Consider the following 22,832-nt stretch of genomic DNA (forward strand, 5'->3'; position numbering starts at 1 on the left):
GCGCACGGCCGAGTTCCATGAACGTCATCCCTTGGCTGTTCCGACCGCGGCGTATTCCCAGACGTATTTGTCGAGGACTCGTCGGTAGTAGTTCTCGTCGCCGGTCCAGGCCATCTCCGGCACCAGTGCGTGCAGTCTGGCGGTGGACACCGGTTGGCTCACGGCGTCGCTGACGTAGGAGCGGACCGCCCGGACGCCCAGCTCCGCTTCGATGTGGTCCACGAGCAGCTCGATGGGCACCGCCGTGCCGGAGGCGACGTTGACGACGGTGCGGCCGACGCCCGCGGTGAGCAGCCGGTCCATGACCGTGACCAGGTCGGTGACGTCGAGGAGATCCCGCCGTGCGCCCCGGTAGAGCCGGACCGCCCCGGAGCGGATCTGTCGCACCATGGCCGGCACCAGCAGATGGGCCGGTTGCGCCGGACCGACGACATGGGCGAGCCGCAGCACGAGGTGGTCGATGGAGGACGCGGCCAGGACCGCTTCCAGCGCCAGGTTGTGCCTGCCATAGGCGGTCGAGGGGAACACGGGCCCGTCCTCCCGGCCCGCCTCGCCGGGCACCGCGTACATGGCCGACGACGCCGTGGAGAAGAACACCAGCTTCTCCCGCCGCCGCTCGCAGCGCCGCACCAGTTCGTACAGGCGCGCGGCCTCCCTGGCGAAGTCGGCTTCGGGGATTCCGGCGGCGAACGACACCCCGAAGGCGGCCACCACCACTCCGGGATGGGACGCCGCCATGGGCGCGAGGTTCCTGGCGAGGAAGCCGCTTCCGACGATGTCCATGGGGCTCCTTCCTCACGGTGACCAGTTCCCGCTCACTGTTCCCAAGGGTGTTGACTCAAAGATACCGTGCAGTTGACTTTAGTCAACAACGACTCGATACTGAGACCCAGGGTGCTGCCGTGACTGAAGTCGCCGTTGCGAGAGGAACCTGGCGAGTGACAGAGAATCACCATGCGTCTGAGCCATCCCCGTCAGCCGTCGCGATCCCGTCCTCCGGCAGCGCCCGAGCGCCGGCCGGTAAGCGCGTCCTCTTCGTCCTCTGGGACGGCGGGGGCAACGTCGGGACGTCGCTGCTGTTCGTCCGCGACCTGATCGCCCGGCAGGCCGCGGTCACGGTAGTGAGCAACCCCTCCGTCAGGGACCGGGCCGAAGCCACCGGCGCGGCGTTCCGCGAGTTCCACCACTCACCGCTCCATGACCCTCGCACACCGGAGGGCGACCTCCTGAGGATCGGCGAGGCCACTTCTCCCGCGCACGCCGCGCAGTTGATCAGAGACCGGGTGATGTACGGACCCGCGTCACAGATGTGCCAGGACGTGACCGACGCGGCTCGGGACACCCATGCGCAGGTGGTGGTGGCCGACTATGTGTTGCCCGGAGCGCTCATGGCGGCCGAGCACCTCGGACTGCCACGGATCGTGTTCATGAACGCGATCTATCCGATGTCCGTCGGCGAACCCTCGCACGAGACGATGCGCAACGGGCCCTTCGTTCCGCTGTTCGAGCGCATGACCAAGAAGGCGCTTCCGGCCTTGAACGATGTGCGTGTCCGCTGGGGGCTGGCGCCGCTGAGTGCCGCAAGGGATCAGTACACGCGGGCGGACCGGTGCATGGTGGCGACCTTTCCCACGGTGGACCCGGCGGCGGAATCGGTTCCCGAGGGCGTCCATTACGTGGGTCCGGGGTTCGCGCCACCACAAGAGCGGGCGGATGAGACGGGCGATACTCGCCGTGTTCTGATCAGCCTGTCGACCACACTGCATTCCGCTCAGCCGAAGCTGGTGCGTTCGCTCCTGGAGGCCGCCGAGGGAATCGACGCGGAATTCCATTTCATCGGGGGAGTCGTCCAGGATGAAGAACTGCCGGGAAATGTCAGCGCGTCGGGATATCGGCCCATCGAGGAGCTGCTCCCTGAAAGCTCCGTCCTGGTGACGCTGGGCGGTCATGGCACCTTCGTACGGGGCCTGGCCTTTGGGGTCCCCATGCTGGTGATCCCCTTTGAGCAGGACGCGTTCAACAACGCGCGCCGGGCAGCGGATTTGGGCGCGGGCCGTCACCTTCGACTCGATGCGTCCGTACCTGCTCTCAGGGAGGAACTCCAGCGCCTGCTCACGGACGGCAGCTACCGGCTGGCCGCGAAAGACGTCGCCGGCCGGCTTCGCCGCGAATACCGGCCGGAGGCCGCCGCCCGGATCATCGCCGAACTCGTCCCCTGAGCGGAACTCGTCGACTGAGCGGAACTGGTCGCCTGATCAGTTCAGGAAGCAGCTCTGTGAGAGCGCGGTGTCAGGCGCCTGGTGGTTCACTCCGTCGGACGCCGCGCTCGTGCCGTCCGGTGCGGGCAGGCCGGAGGCCCGGTGGCTGGCGTAGTCGCCCGGGCCGTAGAGGAACAGCAGGGGCGCCTTGGCGGGGTCGGCGTTCTGCACCCGCATCCGGATGCGCTCCAGCTCACCCGCGATGATTTCCTCGCGGCGGCGCGGCGAGGACGCCCGCTGGATCCGCGCCCTGAGGTCGGCCAGGAAACCCTGACGCGCCAGGGTGTCGGGGGAGGAGCCGACGGCCGCGGAGGTTTCGCCGTCCGTCACCGAGGCCCAGTGCACCAGGGGCCGGCGCGACCAGGAATCCGGCTGGAGATAGGGCAGTAGCGCCGTGACCAGTTCGCCCGCCGACCAGCTCATCCGGTGGATCTTGTGGTTTCCCGGGTCGCGGGTGTTGAGGATGCTGAGCGTGAGAACGCCGCCGCCGTCCGCGGGGGCGGGAGCGTGGGCGAGCATCGCCAGCAGCCGCCCGATCGCGGTCACCTCACATATATAGGCGCCGTTCTCATTGGTCAGCGGGACGGCCTCCGGGCCGGTCTGGATGCGGCCGCGCCCGTCGAGCGGGGAGAGGTCGGCGATGTGCTGACCGACCGAGAGGGTGTTCGGCGTCGCGCAGAGCACCTGGCCCATCCCGGGGGTGGGCTGCGAGGCGTCCACGCGGCGGAGCGGGACACAGCCCGTCCCGAGGAACAGATCGATCAGCCGCCCCGTGGGCACGGACGGAATCACCGGACGCACCTCGCCGCGCAGCCGATCCACGAATCGGTCGCCGAGCTTGCGGTAGTTCAGGGAGAAGTCGAACGCGAGCCGCCCGCCCACCGCGTGATACAGGGCCAGCGCGGCGGGAGGCAGGAACTCCTCGGGGTTTCCGGTGATTTTGGAGTGCATGCGCCGCGCCGCCGCGCGCCCGATGCCGTGGACCATCTTGCCGTCGAAGATCGACAGTGAGAAGGTCACCGACCCCGGACCGGCTGTCGGCAGCGCATGCAGCCGTTCGGCAACGGCCTGCGCGAAGCGCAGATCGGATTCTCCCTCCGCGCTGAGTCCCTCGGGCGGCGTGAGCAGTGTGCGCTCGCTGAAGGGGTCGTAGATCCCCGACCCGAACCAGGCGTTGGTCCCATCCGAGCAGAGCGGGACACCTACGGTAACGACGCAGGACCAGCCGGCGGCGACCGCGTCCGCGAGCGCCTCGGCGGTCGCCTCGGGGTCCCGCTCCGAGCCGATTGAGGGGAACGGGCCGGCCAAAGCGGCCTCCGCCCCCGATTCCTGTTCCGACACGCCCGCATCCCCCCTGCACCTTGGCGGACATCGAGAGGCCGCCTTCCGAAACACCGACGACGCTGGCAGGCGGATGTGGCGACTCTAGGCCGCGTGATTAACTAAAGTCAAGGCGCGGGAGGGGTGGCGCGGCCCTTGGCCGGGACCCCTCCCGGCGGTCCCGGATAATCTTCCGAGGCAAACCGAACAAACGTTGACAATCACTATAGTCATCGAATCTTATGGTCTGAGTTGGGCCGGGCGGCAGCCGCCCGGCCGGCGGTGTCGGGAGCCGCATGCGAGCCGCGGCGCTCCGCACCCGCATCCGGTCATCGCCCACCGCCGAGAGGTCAGCATGAAGGCCCTGTCCCGCCACGCCACAGCCATCCGCCCGTCCCCCACCCTGTCGCTGAACGCACGGCTCAACGAACGCGTACGCGCGGGCGAGCGGGTGCTGAACCTCTGCGTCGGAGAGCCCGACTTCGCCATGCCGGAGGGCGGTCGCACCGCCGCGCTGCACGCCCTCGCGGCCGGTGTCGACCGCTACACCGATGTCGCCGGCCTGCCCGAGTTGCGCGCCCGCATCCAGCGCAAGCTCCACGAGCAGAACGGCCTGGACGTCGGGCCGGACCAGATCGTGGTGTCGGCCGGGGCCAAGCACGCGCTGTACAACGCGTTCTTCGTGCTGTGCGAGGAGGGCGACGAGGTGGTCGTCCCGGCTCCCTACTGGGTGACCTACCCCGAGCAGGTGCGGGCGGTCGGCGCGACTCCCGTGATCGTGCCCACCCACGCCGACACCGCGTACAAGCTCACCGCCGCACGGCTCGAGGAGGCCGTCACCGCGCGCACCAAGGCCGTCGTCCTCAACAGCCCCGGCAACCCGACCGGCGCGACCTACACCGAGCGGGAGCTGGCCGAACTCGCCGCGGTCGTCGAGCGGTACGACCTGTATGTGGTCGAGGACCTCATCTACGAGCACTTCTTCTACGAGGAGGGCACCGCGCCCAGCATGACGGCGTTCCCCGCCCTCCGGGAGCGCACCGTGCTGGTCAACGGGGTGTCCAAGTCGTGCGCGATGACGGGCTGGCGGGTCGGCTACACGGTGGCGTCCCCCGCGATCAGCGCCCTCGTCCGGCGCATCCAGAGCCAGTGCACCTCGAACGTGGCCGCCGTCGCGCAGCACGCGGCGCTCGGCGCGCTCGACGACGTGCCGTGGCGGCGGCTGGCCGGGTATCGCGAGCGGCGCGACGCCGCCCATGCTCAGCTGACCGCGATCGACGGCATCGAATGCCTGCTGCCGACCGGGGCGTTCTACCTCTTCCCGGATATCTCCCGCCTCCTCGGCGGCGACCACGGCGGACGGCCACTGGCCACGGCCGACGACTTCTGCGACCGGCTCCTGGAAGCCACCGGTGTCGGCCTTGTCCCCGGGACCGCCTTCGGTGCGCCCGGACATGTCCGCATCACGTACGCGACCGACCCGGCGGTGGTCGCGGAGGGGCTGGAGCGGCTGGGAGCGTTCGCCCGCGAGATCCGTCGTATGGCCGTCAGTTCGCGGGTCTGACCCACCGCCCCGGGCCGTGCGACGCCGGGGCCGGGCGGCGCGGCACCCGCCGCCCGGCCACCTGCGGCCGACGCCCGGCCCGGGGTGCGGTCACGCGGCCTGGAAGTGCGGGTTGTAGATGAGGCCGATCAGATCGCCGGTGGGGTTGCGCACGACCGCGACCTCGATGCCGCCGCCGACCTCGCGGCAGGACGAGCGGGACTCACAGCCCGCGGCGAGCAACTGCGCCTCGGCGTCGGACACGTCGTCCACGCCCCAGTAGACGATCGGGCCTTCGTCGGGGTCGCCGTCGGGGTCGAGCGCGAGTTCGTAGCCGCCGACGTCGTATCCGACATAGAACGGCTCGTCGAAGTAGGGCTCATGACCGAGGGTCGAGTTCCACCAGAGCTTGGCGGCCTCCAGGTCGCGCGCCGGGTAGACAACCGTTCGAAGCCCCAGAAACTTCACACTCACCGGAATACTCCTTCGATCGATTCGGCCAGTCAATGTTCTGGCGGAGCGACGATAGCGTAAAACCGCCTGGGATCGGTACCGGAGAAAGCGCGGTCATCGCCTGATGGTGGGCGTTACCCGCGATCTCGACCTGCCGTAAATCGAGGTAATGTCGAGCGCCGCGGCCCCGGCTTTCCAAAGATTTGAACCTTCTTTCGGAAGCGGAACTTTCGATTCCAGTGGGGCGCTGAGCTGGGCGGCATCCCGGGGAAGCCCTTTCTTGTCGGAGCACAGACATAACGCTGGAACGGCCCGGCCGGGTGCCGATCTCCTGTCGATCTCCAGTCGACATCCAAGACCTTGACATGGATTTTTATGTGATACAGACTCTGCCCTGTAGTTACGGGGGACTACGGGGGAGGCTGGCATTCACACGCTGGATGAGTTGGTCCGTGCCAGAAAGATTCTGGCCATGATCGAAGCCGCGGACGAGCTGGGGTTGCTCACGGAACTCGCGCGAGAACCGCTGACTCCGACCGAGATCGCCGACCGGGCCAAGATTGACCGGACCATGGCATATAATTTCCTCACCGTTCTGGTATGGAATGGAATTCTCACCCGGAATGGTGATCACTTCGCACTCGACGAGGCCCTCCACACCGAGGTGACGAGCGGGGCGCTGCCCCTGCTGCGCATCGAGGGATGGGCCACCCGAGACCATCTGAACGCCACCGGTATCGTCGCCGCGCTGCGCGGGCACCGCCGCCCGCCGGAGATCGACGACCGCTACGTGGGCGCGCTGGCCGAGGCCATGCTGCGCGGCGCCCGGGCCAGCGCACCACACCTGGCCCGGCTGCCGCTGTGGCGCGACCGCGCCCACCTGGCCGACTTGGCGGGCGGCAGCGGTGGCTACGCCATCCTGCTGTGCCGGATGTATCCGCATCTCAGAGCCACGGTGTACGACCGCCGGGAGATGCTGGAGCACACCGCCCGCGCGGTGGCGGACGCCGGGCTGGACGGCCGGATCGCGCTGGAGCCATGGGAGTTGCGCGGCGACCCCGTCCCGGCGGGGCACGACTGCGCGCTGCTGTCCCACGTCCTGCACCTGCTCGACGCCTGCGCGCGGGCAGAGCTGCTGGGCCGGGTCCGGGCGGCGTTGACGGAAGGCGACCCGGTCGTGGTGCACGACTTCCTGCCCGGTACGGCACCGGGCGCGCCGTCGCCGGAGGAGGCCGCCTCCGCGATCGACTGGCTTGCGAACGGCTCGGGCTTCCTGCCGGGCCCGGACGAGCTCGGCGCGGAGATGGCGACCGCCGGAATCTCCGTGCGCAGCGTCACGCCGATCGCCGCCACCCGCACGGCCGTTGTGTCCGCGGCCTGCACGCTCGGCCTGCCGGGCCGCCATTCGAGCCCCAACGGCTCCGCGGAACGGAAGGCCCGACGTTGAGCGACGTGACGAAAGAACTGGACACGTCCAGAGAACTTGACGCCTCCAGAGAACGGGAGGCCGCCGAGGAATCGGACGCCTCCTGGGCCCGCCCGGACGCCACATGGGACAGCCCGGCCGCCGCCGAGTCCCCGGACGACTACCTGGAGAGGCTGCTCCGCAGCCTGGACGACCGCCGATCCGAGCCGAGCCAGTGCGACGGCTTCGCCCTCTGCGGCGACTGGCCCTGGTAGCCCCTGGTAGTGGAGACGGGGCGTGCGGAGAGTTCTCACGCCCCCGTCGCATCACCGCGAGTCCGGCCCGGCTCGGCTGCGATCAAGAGTTCGGCGATCATAGGTAGTGGCACTCCATGCGCGGCATCATTCTCGCCGGTGGTACCGGCTCACGGCTCTGGCCGATCACCAAAGCGGTGTCCAAGCAACTCATGCCTGTCTATGACAAGCCGATGGTCTATTATCCGCTGTCGACGCTGGTTCTGGCCGGGATTCGAGAGATCCTGGTGATCAGCACACCGGAGGACCAGCCGGCCTTCCGGCGCCTGCTCGGCGATGGCTCCCAATGGGGACTCGAACTCGCTTATGCGTCCCAGCCCAAGCCCGAAGGGCTGGCTCAGGCGTTCATTCTCGGCGAGGAATTCATCGGTGAGCGGTCCGTCGCCCTGATCCTGGGCGACAATATTTTCCATGGCACCGGACTGGGAACGCAGCTACGGAACAATACCTGCGTCCAGGGTGCCCGGGTGTTCGCTTATCCGGTTTCCGACCCCAGAGCATACGGTGTGGTCGACTTCGACGAGGAGGGCAAGGTCCGTTCCATCGAGGAGAAACCGGCCAAGCCCAAGTCCCGTTACGCCGTTCCGGGACTGTATTTCTACGACAATCGAGTCGTGAAGATCGCTAAGGAATTGAAGCCCAGCGCCCGTGGTGAGCTTGAAATCACCGGAGTGAATTCAGCCTATCTGGACCAGGGCGATCTGCAGGTCACGGTGCTGGACCGGGGCACCGCATGGCTGGACACGGGCACCTTCGGGTCGCTGGTCGAGGCCGCCGAGTTCGTCCGGGTACTGGAACAGCGCCAGGGTTTGAAGGTGGGGTGTGTGGAGGAGGCGGCCTGGCGGACCGGGTTCATCGACGCCACTCAGGTCCAGAAGCTGGCGGAGCCACTGGTCAAGAGCGGTTACGGCACGTACCTCCTGGATCTGCTGGACGCGGAGGATGAGTACGCCGCCCTGAGCGGGAGCGTCAAGTAGTGAAACGGTGAGGCGTTCAGGAGGCGTTGAGCGCCACGGTGGGGTGGAGACGTGCGGCGCGGATGGCGGGGTAGAGCCCCGCGAGCATGCCGATGCCCAGCGTGGCGCCGAAGCCACCGGCCGGGGCCCAGGGCGGGATGACCGTCGTCCAGCCCTGGGCCAGGGCGAACGCCCAGGTCGCCACCGCGCCCAGCGCCACCCCCACCAGTCCGCCGAGCGCCGACAACAGCAAGGACTCGGTGAGGAACTGAAGCCGGATGGCACCGCGGGTGGCCCCGATCGCCCGCCGCAGACCGATCTCCTGGCGGCGTTCCAGCACCGAGATGACCATGGTGTTGGCCACCCCGACCCCGCCCACCAGGAGCGCCACGGCCCCGAGCCCGAGCATCAGCGCCGTCAGCCCCTCGTCGGTGGTCGCCTTCGCCTCCAGGGCGTCCGAGGGCCGTGAGACCTTGACGGTGCCCTCATGGCCGGGGTTGACACTCCGGCCCAGCACCGCCGCCACATCCTCCACCGACGCATCCGTGGAGCGCTCGAAGACGGTGGTGGGGTGGCCGTTGAAGCCGAAGTACCGTTCGGCGGCCGGGAATCCGACCATCGCCACCCGGTCCAGCGTGGGCACCAGCTCGACCGGCCGGAGAATGCCCACGACCACCACATAGCGGTCATTGAGCATGATCTTCTCGCCGGGACCGGTGACCCCGAGCCGCTTCGCGGCGATCGAACCGAGCACGGTCACCGGCAGCCGCTCATTGGCGGAGTTCAGCCAGATGCCCCGGTCCACCTCGGCGCCGAGCGCTTCCAGCAGATCGGGCCGGGCGGCCTGGGTGGTGACCCCGGCCGTCCGCTCCTCCGGCACCACATCGCTGCGCCGGATACGGGCGTCCACCTCGCCGGTCGCCGTGGCGTGCCGCACCGGGCCGATGCGTTCGACCATCGAGACGGCGTTCTTGGGCAGGACGACATCGTTCCCCAGCGTGTCCTCCCCGGCCTCGGCGGTGAGCAGATTGGTGCCCAGCCGGTCCAGCCGGGCCATCAGATCGGCCCGGCTGGAGGTGGAAAGACCCACCACCGCCACCATCGTGGCGATGCCGATCGCGATACCGAGGGCGGACAGCACCACCCGGGCCCGGCGCGCCCGCAGCCCGACGGCGCCCACGCGGAGGATGTCACCGGCGGCCAGCCGGGAGGGCTTCAGCCTGCGCCCGCCCCCGGACGTCCGTGCTGCCGCGGTCTTCCGGTCGGTCATGACCTCACCTCGCGGATGGGGGAGTTGTGGGTGGCGGTGTCGGCGATCGGGGAGCCGGGCCGGGCGTCAGCCGTACGGGCCCCAGGCGTCCCGGAGTCCGCGACGACCTCGCCGTCACGGAAGCGGACCCGCCGTGGCAGCGCGTCGGCGATCTCGTGGTCATGGGTGATGACACACACCGTCGTGCCCGCCGCGTTCAGCTCCCGCAGCAGCTCCAGCACGATCTGCCCCGACGCCGAGTCGAGCGCGCCGGTCGGCTCGTCCGCGAGCAGCAGTTCGGGCTCGCCGACCAGCGCCCGTGCGATGGCCACGCGCTGCTTCTCACCGCCGGACAGCTCATGCGGCCGGTGGTCCAGCCGGTGGCCGAGGCGCACCCGCTCCAGCGCCGTACGGGCCAGCGCCCTGCGCTCGCGCGCGCCCACCCCCGCGTACAGCAGCCCGTCCGCCACGTTGTCCACCGCGTCCCGTCCGGGTGAGAGGTGGAAGTGCTGGAAGACAAAGCCGATGTGACGGGCGCGGAGGGCGGACAGCTGGGCGTCGGAGAGCGTGTTCACATCGTGGCCGGCCACCCGGACCGTGCCCGTGGTGGGACGGTCCAGGGTGCCGATGATGTTCAGCATGGTCGACTTCCCGGAGCCGGACGGGCCGACGATCGCCAGGAGTTCACCGGAGTCCACGGTCAGGTCCACCCCGCGCAGGGCGTGGACCTCGCCCGGATAGGTCTTGGTGGCGTCCACCAGCTCGATCACGGCCGCCGGGCGGTGCGGTGCGGTGGCGGTCACTGCTCGGCCACTCCCACCGTCATGCCCTCGCGCAGTCCGGCCCCGCTGACCTCGATCCGCCCGTCGGCCGTCATCCCGGTGTCGACCCGCACCAGCCGGGTGGTGTCGCCCTTGACCAGCTCCAGTCCGTAGCCGCCGTGCTCACCGCGCAGCGCCACCACCGCCTCGACCGGGACGGCCAGCACGTTCTCGTGGCTCTCGCTGACGAACGTCACGTTCACCGTCGCCTTGCCGTCCTCCTCGGAGGTGGCCGAACGGCCGCCGTCCAGGGTCACCTCCACGGTGATGCCGTCCCGTGCCGCGCCCGAGGGATCGTCCTCGGAGGGCTCCGGGCGGACGGTGCCGGACACCGCGCCGCGCTCGGTCCGTCCGCTGGGCAGCGTCACCTTCACCGTGGTGCCCTTGGCGGTGAGGGACACATCCTGCTGGTCCAGCTCCGCCCTGACCACCGGCTTGGTGGAGGCGACGGTGAGCACCGGCGTGTCCGGGCCCACCTGATCCGCGGCCGCGGCGTCCGCGGAGACGACCTTCACCCGGTCGGGCTGGAAGACCACGTCCCCCTGGCCCACGGTGCCGGTGGGGGTGCGGTTGAGCGACTTCTGCCAGCTCTTGACCGCGGCCTTGGTCGCCGCGTCGTAGCGCGGATCGATGTACAGCCCGGAGCCGAACCCCAAGTCCCGTAGATTCCGCTCCAGTTGAAGGACATCGGAGCCGCGGTCCCCGGGCTTCATCTCGCGGAACATCGGGATCTGCCCGTACAGCAGGGTGACCGGCTTGTCGTTCAGCTCGTACAGCGCCTGCCCTTGGGCGACCGTGCTGCCCGCGTCGGCCGCCACGGTCACCGTGCCGTCGACGGCGGAGGACACCTTGCGCCGCTGGGCGTAGTCGAGCTGTCCGTCGACGGTCTTGCTCCGGACCAGATCGGTACGGACGATCCTGGCCGTGGCGGGGGGCCGGTCACCTTCCCGGGACGACGCGCCCGCCCCGTCCCCGCCGCCGAGCACCAGGGCGGCGGCCCCGGTCGCGGCGGCGGCGACGGTGCCACCCGCGATCCACGCGGTACGACGCCTCACTGCATACCGTCCAGACCGTCGAGCAACTTGTCCTTGCACGCCTCACGGGCCTGCTTGTACACCGAGGACTCGGGGTCGACACGAGGGTTCGTCGGGTCCGGTTCACCGCCGGGTATCGCGTTGCCCGCGGACATGGTGGGGTTCTGGAACTCCGATACGCCGTGGTCCCGCATGCAGGTGGCGTGCGCGAGCATGGACTCGTAGTCCTTCTGCGCGTCCCGCTCGGGTTCGAGCGCCATCGCCCTCCGCAACTCGTCGGCACAGGCTCCGTCCTTGCCGCCCTTGGTCACCTCGCCCGTGCCGGTGGGGTCCTCGAGTTCGTTGATCTTGTCCCAGTCGAGATGGCCGCTGAGCTTGGGGTCGGGGAAGTCCTTGGCCCCGCCCTTGGCGCGCATACAGCGCACATAGTCCGTCTGCGCGTCGTAGAAGGCGCTCTTGCCCTTGGCGGAGCCGCCACCGGAATCCTTCGAGGCGCCGCCGGTGTCCTTCGAATCGCCGGTCCCCTCGCCCGGGGCGGAGGCCACCCCCTCCACCCTGGTGGCCGATTCGCCGTCACCTCCGCAGCCCACCGCGAGGGCCAGTACGGGCAGCGCGGCGAGGGCGGCCAGCGTGCGCCGGAAGGCGGCGCGGGACGTGGTGTGGTGTGTCATGCCGATCACCTTCCGGCGATCACATGATGGCCCGTCCATGAGCACATGATGGATGTGTAACAAAGCCCGCCCGCCTTCGATTCACCGGCCTGACCAGCGGATTCCGGAGATTTCCTGGGTCATAATCGGCCGCATGCCGCATGTACTGCTCATCGAGGACGACGCCTCCGTACGCGATGGAATGGAGCTCGTGCTGCGCCGCCACGGCTATCAGGTGTCGGTCGCCGCCACCGGCGAAGAGGCCCTCGCGCTGCTCGACGCCCCCGCGGCGACGGCCGTCGAACTCGCGGTGCTCGATCTGATGCTGCCCGGTATGGACGGCTTCGAGGTCTGCCGCCGGATCCGGGCCCGCTCCACCATGCCCGTGATCATGCTGACCGCCCGCGGCGACGATCCGGACATCGTCGGCGGTCTGGCGGCCGGAGCCGACGACTACGTGGTCAAGCCGGTCACCGCGCCCGTACTGGAGGCGCGGATCAAGGCGGCGCTGCGGCGCGCCGACCCCGTACCGCGGCGGCCCGGCGAGGTTCACGCCGGTCTGGTCATCGACCGGGCGGGGCTGACCGTCAGCCGCGACGGCACCCCCGTCCCGCTGCCGCCGACCGAACTGCGGCTGCTGCTGGAGCTGTCCGCCTCCCCGGGCCGGGTCTTCAGCCGTGAGCAGCTACTCGCCTCGGTGTGGGACCACTCCTTCCTCGGGGACTCACGGCTGGTCGACGCCGCGGTCGGACGGCTGCGCGCGAAGATCGAGGAGGTGCCCGCCCGGCCCCGCTACATCCAGACGGTGCGCGGCTTCGGCTACCGGTTCGGTCCGATATGAAGCGCTTCCGGCCGCGCCTGGGCGGGCTGCGCGCCCGGCTCGTCATCGCCTTCGTCCTCGTCGCGCTGATCAGCACGGTCACCGCCACCGCGCTCGCCTACCGCGAATCCCGCACCGCCGTACTCGCCCGCACCCAGGACGCCTTCCAGACCGACGTCCGCGACCGCGTCGACAGCGTCGCCCCCGACTTCGACATGCCCCCCGACGTCCGCACGCTGACCGCCATGGCCGACTCGGTCTCCTCCGGGCTCTCCGGCGCCCCGCTCGTCGTCACCCGCTACCACGACCTCACCGCGTCCTCCGACGGCCTGGCGGACCGTACCCGGATCACCCCCGAACTGCGCGCCTCGGTCCGCTCCTCGGGCCGGACCCGCTTCCAGCGCGTGGAGTACCGGGGCCGGCCGTATCTGGTGGTCGGCACCCCCGTCACCTACGAGGGCGGCCGGGTCTCCGGGCTCGAGGTGTTCGCCGTCACCTCCCTGCTGGCGGAGCAGGAGCACACCGACGCCCTGCTGGACTCGGTGCGCGGCGGACTGCCCCCGGTGCTCGGCCTCGCCGCGGTGCTCGCCCTGCTCGCCGCCAGGACCGTGCTGCGGCCGGTGCGCGAGCTGGGGCGGGCCACCCGGCGGCTGGCCGACGGCGACCTCGACTCACGGGCGGAGGTCAAGGGACGTGATGAACTCGCCCGTCTCGCGGCCGACTTCAACACCACGGCCGACGCGTTGCGGGCTTCCGTGACCGGCCTGCGCGACCAGGAGGCCAGGGCGCGCCGGTTCGTCGCCGATGTCTCGCACGAGCTGCGCACCCCGCTGACCGCCATGACGATGGTGACGACCGTGCTCGACGAGGACGCGGCCCAGCTGCCCTCGGACGCCGCCCGCGCCGCCCGTACCGTCAGCGACGAGACGGCGCGGCTGGCCCGGCTGGTGGAGGACCTGATGGAGATGTCCCGCTTCGACTCCGGCGCGGCCCGGCTCGACGCGGCCGAGACCGACCTCGCGCGGACCCTCCGCGGCACGCTGGAACTGCGCGGCTGGACCGGTCAGGTGGAGGCGCGGCTCCCGGAGGGGATACGGGCGGTGGTGGACCGGCGGCGGGTGGACGTGGCCGTGGCCAATCTCGTGGGCAACGCGCTCCGGCACGGTGAGCCGCCGGTGACGGTGACACTGTCCGCCGCCGCGGACGGGGTGACGGTGGAGGTCACCGACCGGGGGCCGGGGCTGCCGCCCGACGCCCTCGACCAGGTCTTCGACCGCTTCTACAAGGCGGACCGCGCCCGGACCCGCTCGGAGGGCAGCGGTCTCGGCACCGCCATCGCGCTGGAGAACGCCCGGCTGCACGGCGGCACGATCGAGGCGGCCAACCGGCCCGCCGAGGAGGGCGGCGGAGCCGTGTTCACCCTGCGGCTGCCCCGCCACCCGTGGCAACCCGGCGGGCAGGACGGTGCCGGACGGGAAACGGCGGCGGGCGGAGGGGTGCGATGAGCCGCCTCCGTACGGTGGCAGGGGCCCTGGTCCTCGCCCTGGTGACGGCCGGCTGCGGGGTGCGGCCCACGGGGGTGGTGGACGGGGGCGAGCCCGCCCACGGGCTCACCAAGGATCTGCGGATCTACTACGTCCGCGGCTCCGGGCTCCAGGGCGTCACCCGCCCCGATATCTCCCTCCAGGGACTCGACGGTGTCCTCAAGCTGCTCGCCGACATGCCGGCCTGGGCCGAGGAGCGGGGGCTCGTCAACCTCGTCCAGCTCGGTTCGTACTGGACCAGTGGCACGGGCCACCGGATCACCCTCCACTCGCCCGGCGCCTCCTTCGACAGCCCACGCGACCGGCTGCCCAACGGCCAGCTCGTGTGCACCCTCGCCCGCGCCCAGTCCTTCCTGCACCGGGCCGAGGCCATCCGGCCCGACGACGTCCGGGTCTCCCTGAACGACGGCGAGCGGACCTACGGCCCCTACCAGTGCTCGCAGTTCCTCACCTGAACGCGCCACGCGGAAGCTGAAGGCGTCACGTGGCGGCTGAGCGCGTCACGTGGCGGTTGAACCCGTCACGTTGGCGACTGAACGCGTCACGCGGCGGCGCGCACCTCCCGGGCGGCGTCGGCGTGGAGCGCGACGCGGACCAGGGCCGCGGCCAGCCGGGGAAGGTCCTTCTGGGCCACCAGCCGCCCCAGCGCCCTCGCGCTCTTCGGCAGCCCGACGCGCTCGGCGCCCTCCAGCGCCTTGCGGTCGAAGTACGGGGCGAACTCGGGCCAGACGCCCTGCACCTCGCGCAGGAAGATGTTCACCCCGGCGGGCCCGATGCCCTTGATCTCCGGCAGCAGCTTCTTCGGGTCCCCGGCCTCGCGCATCCGCCGCAGATCGCCCCCGTACTCGCGGTTCACCAGCTCGGCCGCCTCACCCAGCTGGGTGGCGGTCCGCTCGTCGTAACGCCGGTAGCCGCCCTCGCCCAGCGCGTCGACCCGCTGCTGCCAGGTGGCCTCCGCCATCCGCCGCGGGTCGCGCATCCCGGCGTCGAAGAGGGCGCGGGCGGCGGCGACGGCGATATCGGAGCTGATCCGCGCGGACAGCAGATGCGCGAGTACGAGGAGCTGGTAGAGCGGGCCGGGGGTGTTGCGGAGCTTGATCCCGGCCTGGGTGGCGAAGGTCGTGCCCTGCTGGTCGAGCAGGGTGCGCGCCACGCTCTCGTTCTTGTCGCCCATTGCCCATCCCGCCTCGTCGTGTGGTGCCGTCGCGTCGGTCACGGGTGCCCGGTGGCGCTCCGCTCACTCGGGGCCGCTGCGCATGACCTTCCAAATGCGGGTGGCGACCTGGAGGTTGAGCCTGCTGTCCACGTCCGCCAGGTTGCTTCCGCTGATCTCGCGGATGCGCTGCAGCCGGTAGCGCAGGGTCGAGCGGTGGATCACGAGTGCCAAGGCCGTCTCGCTGTAGTTGCCGCCGCGGTCGAAGTACTGGGAGAGGGTCTCCACCAGGTCCGTGTGGTGCAGGGCGTCGTAGTCCATCAGCGGGCCCAGCCACTCCCGGACGAACCGCTCGACCTCCCGGTGGTCGCTCCCGGTGCGCAGGATCCGGTACAGCCCCAGATCGTCGTAGAACGTCATGCCGCTCGCGCTGTTGGAACGGCGGCGTACCTCCAGCGCCCGCAGTGCCTCCTGGTACGAGCGGGGCACCTCGTGCGGGGTGTCGCAGGAGGCGCCCACCCCGATCGCCCCGCTGTCCGTGCCGAGCTCACGGCTCAGCGCCGAGTGCAGCGACCGCTCGCCCGGTGCGCTCTGCGCCACCAGGACCGCCGCGTCCGAGCGCAGGGCGGGCAGGATCCGCAGGCCCATGCCCGCGGCCGCCCGGCTCACGGACTTGAGGAACACATCGTCGGCCGGGCGGTCGCTCCAGCGCACCACGATCACATGGTGCGGACCGTGCAGATCGTGGCCGACCGCCTCCGCGCGGGCGTACGCACTGGTGTCGTCCGCGCCCGAGAGCAGATCGTCGACCAGCTCCCGCCGCAGCCGCAGCTCCACCTCGGCCAGCTCGCGCAGATGGGCCAGCTCAAGGCCCAGCGAGGTTGCGGCGTGGTCCAGCTTGCGAACGGCCCGCTCATCGGCCCGGCCCTCCGGGTCCACCAGGAACAGCACGCCCAGCACCTCGCCGCGCGGATCCGCCACCGCGACCAGCCGGTCCCGCACCCGCACCGGAAGCGCCCGGCGGGCGGCCTCCCGCAGCAGCTCCTCGCGCTGCGCCGGATCGGGCTTGGGGTAGGGGTCCGGGCGGCCGGGGCCCGCCCACGCCCGGAGGTTGCCGAACCGGTCCTCGGCGGCGGCCGGCAGCCCGGTGATCCGGTACAGCGTCCGGACGATCCCGTCCTCGCCGTCGCCGTGGGCGGCCGAGCGGGTGAGGGCGTCATGCACCTCCCGGAGCTGCGAGAGATCGGTCAGCGAGGCGTCCAGCCGCCGCCGTATCGCCTCCCGCTCGTCCCATGCCCGGCGCAGTTCCAGGGCCTGGGCGCGCTCACGGCGGTGCGCGGCGGCGGCGGACAGGGCCGCGGCGGTCTGCCGTACGAGCAGGGTGAGCAGCAGCCGTTCGTCCTCGCCGGGCCGGTCGCGGTAGCTCACGACCAGGGCGCCGTGCAGGCCGTCCGGCGTATGGGGACCGCCTGGCTCGGGTTGCCCACCTGGTTCGCGCAGCCCGAATGCCCAGCCCCAGGCCCGCCGGGGGAGTCGCACCGGCCCGTCCCGTCCGGCCAGCTCCCTCACCTGCGCGTCCAGGGCCTCGGTGGCTCGCCGGCCGTCGTGCGGACAACGGACCAGGCCCTCGCCGAGCCGTAGGTATCCCGCCTCGGCGCGGCCGGTCCCGACCGCGCTGACCTGGGCCATCGCCCGGCGAAGTATCTCTGCCCCGTCGCTCCCGTCGCTCCCGTCGATCCCGTCGAAGCTGGTGAACAGGGTCAGACAGCGGTGCAGCAGCAGATCGTGGGCGACACCTGGTGGGGCCATTGGGTCACTCCGTGCGTCCTCATGTGTCCTGTGCGTCCTCATGCCTTCTCGAGATGCCTTCTCGAGATGCCTTCTCGAGGAGATCCGCCCGGGCGAGTACCCACTTCATGGCAATTCACCGCATGAGGGTGAAAACGGTGCACGGATTTCGATCTCCTGGGCGCAGTGGACGGGCGCGGAGGGGGAGCGGACGGGCCGGGAGGACGTGTGTCCCGTCTCCTCGCCCGGTGTGACGGCGGAGCGCGCGGACGTGATGGATTTCCCAATTCGACTGTCCGCGGGCAAGATTGGCGGCGCGTCAGAGGGCGGATCCTGAAGGGTTCAGCGGAGCCGCTTTCAATGGCCCGCCCTCTGGAGGGTCGAGGTCAGCGCGGGGATCGGGCCGCTGGCAGATGCCGGTGACAGGTGCCCGGTATCCTCCGGCGGCGCACGTCTCCATGAGCAGATCCGGATTGAAGTTTTCCGTTTTTCCTTTCCTCAGCGAACGGTTGATCAGTAATCTCGCCTCAGCAGCGGGTTGCCGTGCCGCTCTTCGTCGTGCTCAACTTCCCCGAGGACGCGGACGACCCGAGGGCGGCCCCGGAAGCCGGAAGAGGGCGAAGGAAGTGCAGGACGTGGACTGGCGGCCGGAGGGCATCGACGCCACAGGCGAGGACGCGGCATGCGACAGGGACACAGCCCATGGCGGCTGCCCCGGGGAGCGCGCGATATGACCTCCGAATCGGGCGGGCCGAGATGTGACCGCGGCGCCGGGGACGCCGCCGGGCACCTCGCCCTCACGGAGAACGATGAGCTGAGGCGGTTCGCGGGCATCTGGTGCCGGGCCGTCCACCCGCTGGCGGCCACGACGATGACCCCCGACGAGTTCGAGGTCTATCTGCTGCCGCTGGCCCACCGGTTGAGCGCCGCCCTGCGCGGCTCTCCCTTCGACACCGAGGCGGCGTACGCGGTCGGGGCCGCGCTGGTGAACGCCCAGTGCACCGAGCCCGAAGCGCTGCCCGCCATCCTGGGCGTCATCGACGCGCACCTGGTGTCCTGCTCGGCACCCGCCGGGCCGCCCTCTGCCGCGCCGTCCGCCGAACTGCCCGCCGCGCCCGGCCACGAGCCCCTGGCCGAGGAGGAGGCGCGCGCCCGCTGTGTGCGGCTGCAGCACGCCCTCGCCGCCGGGTTCGTCCGCGAGCTGCGCAAGTGCGAGCGCGATGAGCAGGAGGCCATCTCGCGGGCCGCGCTGGCCGCCCGGACCGAGGCCGAGAAGGCGCTGCACGCGAGCGAGGCCAAGTTCCAGGCCGTCTTCGAGGGCGCGGTCATCGGCGTGGGCATCGCCGGACTCGACGGCGAGGTGCTCGTCGTCAACGACGCCATGGCCCGGATGTTCGGCGGGATGGACTTCTTCCGCCCCGGCCGCAACGTCACCGAGTTCGTCCACCCCGACGACGTGCCGGGTGCCCATGAGCTCTACCGCGAGCTGGTCAACGGGGAGCGCGACCACTTCCGCATCGAGAAGCCGCACTACCGCGACGACGGCAGCGAGCTGTGGACCAATCTCACGGTCACCCTGCTGCGCGACTCCAGCGGCGCCCCGCAGTACCAGCTCGCCCTCGCCGAGGACATCACCGAGCACCGGCAGCTACGCGAGCGGCTGCGCTACGAGGCCACCCACGACGAGCTGACCGGACTGCCCAACCGCACCCTGTTCCTGGAGCGGCTGGACCAGGTGCTGGCCGCCGGGGCGGACGCCGAGCGGTTCGGCGTGTGCTATCTGGACCTGGACGGCTTCAAGGCCGTCAACGACAGCCTCGGGCACGCCGCCGGCGACCGGATGCTCAAGGCCGTCGCCAAGCGCCTCCAGGACTGTGTGAAAACTCCCGCCGAGCTGATCGCCCGGGTCGGCGGCGATGAGTTCCTCGCCCTGGTCACCGGCCCCGCGGCGCAGGCCGACGGCGCCGGGCTGGCCCGCCGGATGCTCGCCGCGCTCGCCGAACCCGTCCGGGTCGAGGGCCGTGAGCTGCGGGTACGGGCCAGTATCGGCGTGGTCGACGGCCGGGCCGGGGAGATCGGCCGGGCCGAGGTGCTGCGCAGCGCCGACATCACGATGTACCGGGCCAAGGCCGCGGGCGGCAATCGCTATGAGATCGCGGACGCCGACTCCAACGCCCGGGTGATCGCCCGCCACAGCCTCACCAACGGGCTGCCCTCCGCCCTGGAGAAGGGCGAGTTCTTCATCGAGTACCAGCCGCTGGTACGGCTCACCGACGGCACCGTGCGCGGTGCGGAGGCGCTCGTACGCTGGCTGCATCCGGTGCACGGCGTACTCGGCCCCGACCAGTTCATCCCGCTCGCCGAGGATACCGGGCTGATCGTCCCGCTCGGCCGCTGGGTGCTGGAACAGGCCGCCCGGCAGGCGCGGGAGTGGCGTGACGCCGACGAGGACGACGGCGAGCCGCTGCGCGTCAACGTCAATCTCTCGCCGTGCCAGCTGAGCCACCCCACGCTGGTCTCCGACACGGTGGCGGTCCTGGAGAACGCCGGGCTGTGCCCCAGCGCGCTGTGCCTGGAGGTCACCGAGAACGACCTCATCGGCGCCGACGAGAGCGCCCTGCGGCCCCTGCGACAACTCGCCGACCTCGGCGTGGACATCGCCCTGGACGACTTCGGCACCGGCTACTCCAACCTGTCGTACCTGCGCCGTCTCCCGGTCTCCACGCTCAAGCTGGACCGTTCCTTCACCCGGGGCATGCAGCGCGCCCCGGCCGATCCGGTCGACGTCAAGATCGTCGAGGGCATCGTCTCGCTCGCCCATACGCTGGATCTCGCGGTGACGGTCGAGGGCGTGGAGACGGCCGTACAGGCCGAGCATCTGCGGGGGCTGGGCTGTGACACCGCCCAGGGCTGGTACTACGCTCGCCCGGGCCCGCCCGAGCGACTGCACACCCTGGCGCTGGCCGACGCGAGCTGAGGCCGCGAGAAGGCGACGCGCACCGCCCCGCCGGCGCCGTGCGCCGCGCGGGTGATGTGACACGTGGGCGATGCGCCTGATGTGACACGTGGGCGATGCGCCTGATGTGACACGTGGGCGATGCGCCTGATGTGCCGCGCGGGCGATGCGCCGCGTAGGCGATGTGACGCGGGTGACGCGCCACCCAGAGGATGTGCCTGCCAGGTGATGTGCCGCGTAGGCGATGCGTCGTGCAGGTGACGCGCCACGGCGGGGACGTTCCACGTGGGCGATGCGCCGTGCGGGCCACGTGCCGCGCAGGTGACGTGCCGCGCAGACGCCGCGCCCCGCAGGCGACGTGCCGCGCAGGCCACGCCCCCGGCAAACGCCGCGCCGCGCTCAGCTCGCCGCGTCGTCCAGCAGCCGTGAGCGGATCAGGAAGCGCACACCCTCCGGTGCCTCCAGGAAGAAGCCGCTGCCGCGCCCCGGCACCACGTCCACCGTGAGATGCGTATGCGCCCACCGCTCGAACTGCGAGGCCGACATCCAGAAGCCCACCGGCTCCTCGACCCCGTCCACCTCCAGCTCCGCGAGCAGCACATCCGACCCACCCGTACGGAACTCGCCGAGCGGATAACACATCGGCGCGCTGCCGTCACAGCAGCCGCCCGACTGGTGGAACATCAACGGGCCGTGCTCCGCTCGCAGTTGGCGGATCAGCTCGGCCGCGGCCGGGGTCAGCGCGATACGTTCCATGGGCGATCCCTCTCCGATCATGCTCACCGAGCGGTCAGGGGCCAAGCCCAGCGAACCCCCCGCCACGTTGCGAGAACGTTGCCCCCGGCGTCCCGCAACCGGGCCTGTCCGGGACGCGTTCGTCAGCCGAACGAAAGGGGATCACCCCACCGGCTCCACCGCCTCGTGTTCTGGTGAGGACGTCGGCGCGCCGGTCCATCGGTGCAGGGCGGCTTCGAGGCCGGTGACGGCGGCGAGGCCGGTGGTGTCGGAGGCCCAGGCAGCGACCCCGTCCGGGCGTACCAACACCCCGGTCGGCGTCGCGTGGCCGTCGGTCACGCTGCTCACCCGCCCGGCCCAGGCCGCGGCGCGGCGGGCGAACGTGCCGTCCGGAGTGCGGTCGAGCAGCAGGAACCCGCCGCCGTGACCGTGGTCGACCAGCCGGGAGCCGTCCCTCAGCCGCAGGTCGGGGACGTACCGGCCGATCAGCGGATGGTCGCCGGGCAGGTCGACGCACTGTGTGATCCCGGAGATCTTCTTGACCGCGTAGGTCGCGCCGTCCCGCGTGCTCAGCAGATCGGCGACGACCTCTCGGAGCGCGGCCGACTTGGCGTCCCCGCGCATCACCCCGATCTGCGCCCGCGTCCAGTCCAGCACCCAGGCGCCGAGGGGACGACGCTCGGCGTCGTAGGTGTCGAGCAGCCCTTCGGGTGCCCATCCGGCGACCACGGCGCCGAGCTTCCAGCCGAGGTTCATCGCGTCGCCGACCCCGAGATTGAGCCCCTGGCCGCCGAACGGCGAGTGCACATGCGCGGCGTCGCCGGCCAGCAGCACCCGCCCCGACCAATAGGTGGCGGCCTGGCGGGCGTTGTCGCTCCAGCGGGTCGCGGCGCCGCGCAGCGCGGTCAGCGTGACGTCGGTGCCCGAGACCCGGCGCAGACTGGTCTGCACCTCCTCGAGGGTGACCGGCACCGAGCGGTCGGCGGGAGGGCCGTCGAACTCCACGGTGACCACCCGACCGGGCTGCGGACCGTAGCGGTACGCCCCCCGGGTCGACCAAACCCATCCGTCGGCGAGCATCGAAGGGTAGGCGATGTCGGCGACCGCCAGGTGTCCGGTGAGTTCGGGGTCGGTGCCGGGGAAGTCGATGCCCGCGAGACGGCGTACGGCGCTGCGCCCGCCGTCGCACCCGACCAGCCACCCGGTGCGCACCGGGCCCGCGGTGGTGCCGACGAGCACGCCGTCGCCGGTGTCTTCGAGCGCGGTGACCTCCACCCCGCGACACACCGGTATGCCGAGTCGCGCGACATGGCCGGCCAGCAACTCCTCCAGCTCAGGCTGCGGCACCAGCCTGCCTCCGTCGACCGCGGTGTGCGCGGCGAGGTCGGGATCGGACCAGTCCACGAGGTCGGCGTCGAGGATCATTCCGGCGAAATGCCCGGTGAACCGCGACCCGGGCGCGCGTCGGCCGCCACCGGGCGGCTGGTCGTCGGCCGTACGGGCGAACGACCCCACCCGCTCCAGCATCTCCCGCTGCACCTGTTCGGCGGCGGGCAGCAGGCCGCGGCGGTCGAGCGCCTCGGCCGTCGGCACGTTGATCGCCCCCGCCTTCATCGCCTCGCTCGGCTCGGCCAGCCGCTCAAGTATCTGCACCGTCGCCCCGGAGAGCGCCAGCTCCGCGGCGAGCACGAGGCCCACCGGCCCGGCTCCGACCACGGTCACGTCCACGTCCTGGTTCACATTCACGTCCTGGTTCACCTTCACGTCCTGGTTCACCTTCACTGTCACGAACAGTGTTCTATGCACGAACGATGTTCGTGTCAAGCTATGATG

At 71.0% G+C, this 22,832-nt stretch carries 20 protein-coding genes; 9 read left to right on the forward strand and 11 right to left on the reverse strand.

All coding sequences use genetic code 11. The features are described 5' to 3' along the window. Nucleotides 1-24: 24 nt before the first annotated feature. Entirely contained in the window at nucleotides 25-783 is a 759-nt protein-coding gene (locus J5X86_RS34730; protein WP_208520663.1) for an NAD(P)-dependent oxidoreductase, read from the reverse strand. A gap of 119 nt (nucleotides 784-902) precedes the next feature. Between J5X86_RS34730 and J5X86_RS34735 the strand changes: the two genes are divergently transcribed. Beyond that, a complete protein-coding gene (locus tag J5X86_RS34735; RefSeq protein WP_208520664.1) occupies nucleotides 903-2,219 on the forward strand; it encodes a nucleotide disphospho-sugar-binding domain-containing protein in 1,317 nt (438 codons plus the stop codon). Nucleotides 2,220-2,255: 36 nt separating this feature from the next. On the opposite strand, the gene J5X86_RS34740 is transcribed toward J5X86_RS34735, so the two are convergent. Further along, nucleotides 2,256-3,599, reverse strand: coding sequence for a hypothetical protein (locus tag J5X86_RS34740; protein WP_208520665.1), 1,344 nt, complete (start codon nucleotides 3,597-3,599; stop codon nucleotides 2,256-2,258). A gap of 334 nt (nucleotides 3,600-3,933) precedes the next feature. Between J5X86_RS34740 and J5X86_RS34745 the strand changes: the two genes are divergently transcribed. Continuing rightward, nucleotides 3,934-5,142, forward strand: a complete 1,209-nt coding sequence (locus J5X86_RS34745) for a pyridoxal phosphate-dependent aminotransferase (protein ID WP_208520666.1) — start codon at nucleotides 3,934-3,936, stop codon at nucleotides 5,140-5,142. Between the two features lie 90 nt (nucleotides 5,143-5,232). Here J5X86_RS34745 and J5X86_RS34750 read toward each other — a convergent pair whose 3' ends face one another. Next, complete coding sequence (locus tag J5X86_RS34750) at nucleotides 5,233-5,595, reverse strand: VOC family protein (RefSeq protein WP_059145793.1); 363 nt, start codon at nucleotides 5,593-5,595, stop codon at nucleotides 5,233-5,235. Between the two features lie 451 nt (nucleotides 5,596-6,046). Here J5X86_RS34750 and J5X86_RS34755 point away from each other — a divergent pair, with 451 nt between their 5' ends. The 3 genes from J5X86_RS34755 (at nucleotide 6,047) to rfbA (ending at nucleotide 8,270) form a co-directional block, all read left to right on the forward strand. Further along, nucleotides 6,047-7,021, forward strand: a complete 975-nt coding sequence (locus tag J5X86_RS34755) for a methyltransferase (RefSeq protein ID WP_208520667.1) — start codon at nucleotides 6,047-6,049, stop codon at nucleotides 7,019-7,021. 5 nt (nucleotides 7,022-7,026) lie between these two features. Next, nucleotides 7,027-7,254 carry a hypothetical protein gene (locus J5X86_RS34760; RefSeq protein ID WP_208520668.1) on the forward strand — a complete coding sequence of 76 codons (228 nt, stop codon included), beginning with the start codon at nucleotides 7,027-7,029 and terminating at the stop codon, nucleotides 7,252-7,254. A 116-nt stretch (nucleotides 7,255-7,370) separates the two neighbouring features. Then, on the forward strand, nucleotides 7,371-8,270 hold the full coding sequence (gene rfbA, locus J5X86_RS34765) for a glucose-1-phosphate thymidylyltransferase RfbA (protein ID WP_208520669.1): 900 nt from the start codon (nucleotides 7,371-7,373) through the stop codon (nucleotides 8,268-8,270). A 16-nt stretch (nucleotides 8,271-8,286) separates the two neighbouring features. On the opposite strand, the gene J5X86_RS34770 is transcribed toward rfbA, so the two are convergent. From J5X86_RS34770 to J5X86_RS34785, 4 genes are read right to left on the reverse strand one after another with little or no spacing between them, the layout of a single operon-like run. Next, complete coding sequence (locus tag J5X86_RS34770) at nucleotides 8,287-9,519, reverse strand: ABC transporter permease (protein WP_208520670.1); 1,233 nt, start codon at nucleotides 9,517-9,519, stop codon at nucleotides 8,287-8,289. Then, nucleotides 9,516-10,301 carry an ABC transporter ATP-binding protein gene (locus tag J5X86_RS34775; protein WP_208520671.1) on the reverse strand — a complete coding sequence of 262 codons (786 nt, stop codon included), beginning with the start codon at nucleotides 10,299-10,301 and terminating at the stop codon, nucleotides 9,516-9,518. Before J5X86_RS34775 ends, J5X86_RS34770 begins: the two co-directional genes overlap by 4 nt. Further along, nucleotides 10,298-11,374, reverse strand: a complete 1,077-nt coding sequence (locus J5X86_RS34780) for a peptidoglycan-binding protein (protein ID WP_208520672.1) — start codon at nucleotides 11,372-11,374, stop codon at nucleotides 10,298-10,300. The genes J5X86_RS34775 and J5X86_RS34780 overlap by 4 nt, the downstream gene beginning before the upstream one ends. Next, entirely contained in the window at nucleotides 11,371-12,024 is a 654-nt protein-coding gene (locus tag J5X86_RS34785; RefSeq protein ID WP_208520673.1) for a hypothetical protein, read from the reverse strand. Before J5X86_RS34785 ends, J5X86_RS34780 begins: the two co-directional genes overlap by 4 nt. A 133-nt stretch (nucleotides 12,025-12,157) precedes the next feature. Between J5X86_RS34785 and J5X86_RS34790 the strand changes: the two genes are divergently transcribed. The 3 genes from J5X86_RS34790 to J5X86_RS34800 are packed head-to-tail and all read left to right on the forward strand — an operon-like array spanning nucleotide 12,158 to nucleotide 14,822. After that, nucleotides 12,158-12,844, forward strand: coding sequence for a response regulator transcription factor (locus J5X86_RS34790; RefSeq protein WP_208520674.1), 687 nt, complete (start codon nucleotides 12,158-12,160; stop codon nucleotides 12,842-12,844). Further along, nucleotides 12,841-14,328, forward strand: coding sequence for a HAMP domain-containing sensor histidine kinase (locus J5X86_RS34795; protein WP_208520675.1), 1,488 nt, complete (start codon nucleotides 12,841-12,843; stop codon nucleotides 14,326-14,328). The genes J5X86_RS34790 and J5X86_RS34795 overlap by 4 nt, the downstream gene beginning before the upstream one ends. Beyond that, on the forward strand, nucleotides 14,325-14,822 hold the full coding sequence (locus J5X86_RS34800) for a hypothetical protein (protein ID WP_208520676.1): 498 nt from the start codon (nucleotides 14,325-14,327) through the stop codon (nucleotides 14,820-14,822). The genes J5X86_RS34795 and J5X86_RS34800 overlap by 4 nt, the downstream gene beginning before the upstream one ends. 86 nt (nucleotides 14,823-14,908) lie before the next feature. Here J5X86_RS34800 and J5X86_RS34805 read toward each other — a convergent pair whose 3' ends face one another. Beyond that, on the reverse strand, nucleotides 14,909-15,541 hold the full coding sequence (locus J5X86_RS34805; protein ID WP_208520709.1) for an endonuclease: 633 nt from the start codon (nucleotides 15,539-15,541) through the stop codon (nucleotides 14,909-14,911). 63 nt (nucleotides 15,542-15,604) lie between these two features. Next, nucleotides 15,605-17,329, reverse strand: coding sequence for a CdaR family transcriptional regulator (locus tag J5X86_RS34810; protein ID WP_208520677.1), 1,725 nt, complete (start codon nucleotides 17,327-17,329; stop codon nucleotides 15,605-15,607). A gap of 709 nt (nucleotides 17,330-18,038) precedes the next feature. Between J5X86_RS34810 and J5X86_RS34815 the strand changes: the two genes are divergently transcribed. Further along, a complete protein-coding gene (locus tag J5X86_RS34815) occupies nucleotides 18,039-20,285 on the forward strand; it encodes a bifunctional diguanylate cyclase/phosphodiesterase (RefSeq protein ID WP_243982180.1) in 2,247 nt (748 codons plus the stop codon). A gap of 378 nt (nucleotides 20,286-20,663) precedes the next feature. On the opposite strand, the gene J5X86_RS34820 is transcribed toward J5X86_RS34815, so the two are convergent. After that, nucleotides 20,664-21,020 carry a DUF779 domain-containing protein gene (locus tag J5X86_RS34820; RefSeq protein WP_243982181.1) on the reverse strand — a complete coding sequence of 119 codons (357 nt, stop codon included), beginning with the start codon at nucleotides 21,018-21,020 and terminating at the stop codon, nucleotides 20,664-20,666. A 141-nt stretch (nucleotides 21,021-21,161) separates the two neighbouring features. Beyond that, entirely contained in the window at nucleotides 21,162-22,727 is a 1,566-nt protein-coding gene (locus tag J5X86_RS34825) for an FAD-dependent monooxygenase (protein WP_208520712.1), read from the reverse strand. Nucleotides 22,728-22,832: the final 105 nt, after the last annotated feature.

This window comes from Streptomyces sp. NEAU-YJ-81, from assembly GCF_017592595.1.
Lineage (GTDB): Bacteria > Actinomycetota > Actinomycetes > Streptomycetales > Streptomycetaceae > Streptomyces > Streptomyces hygroscopicus_B.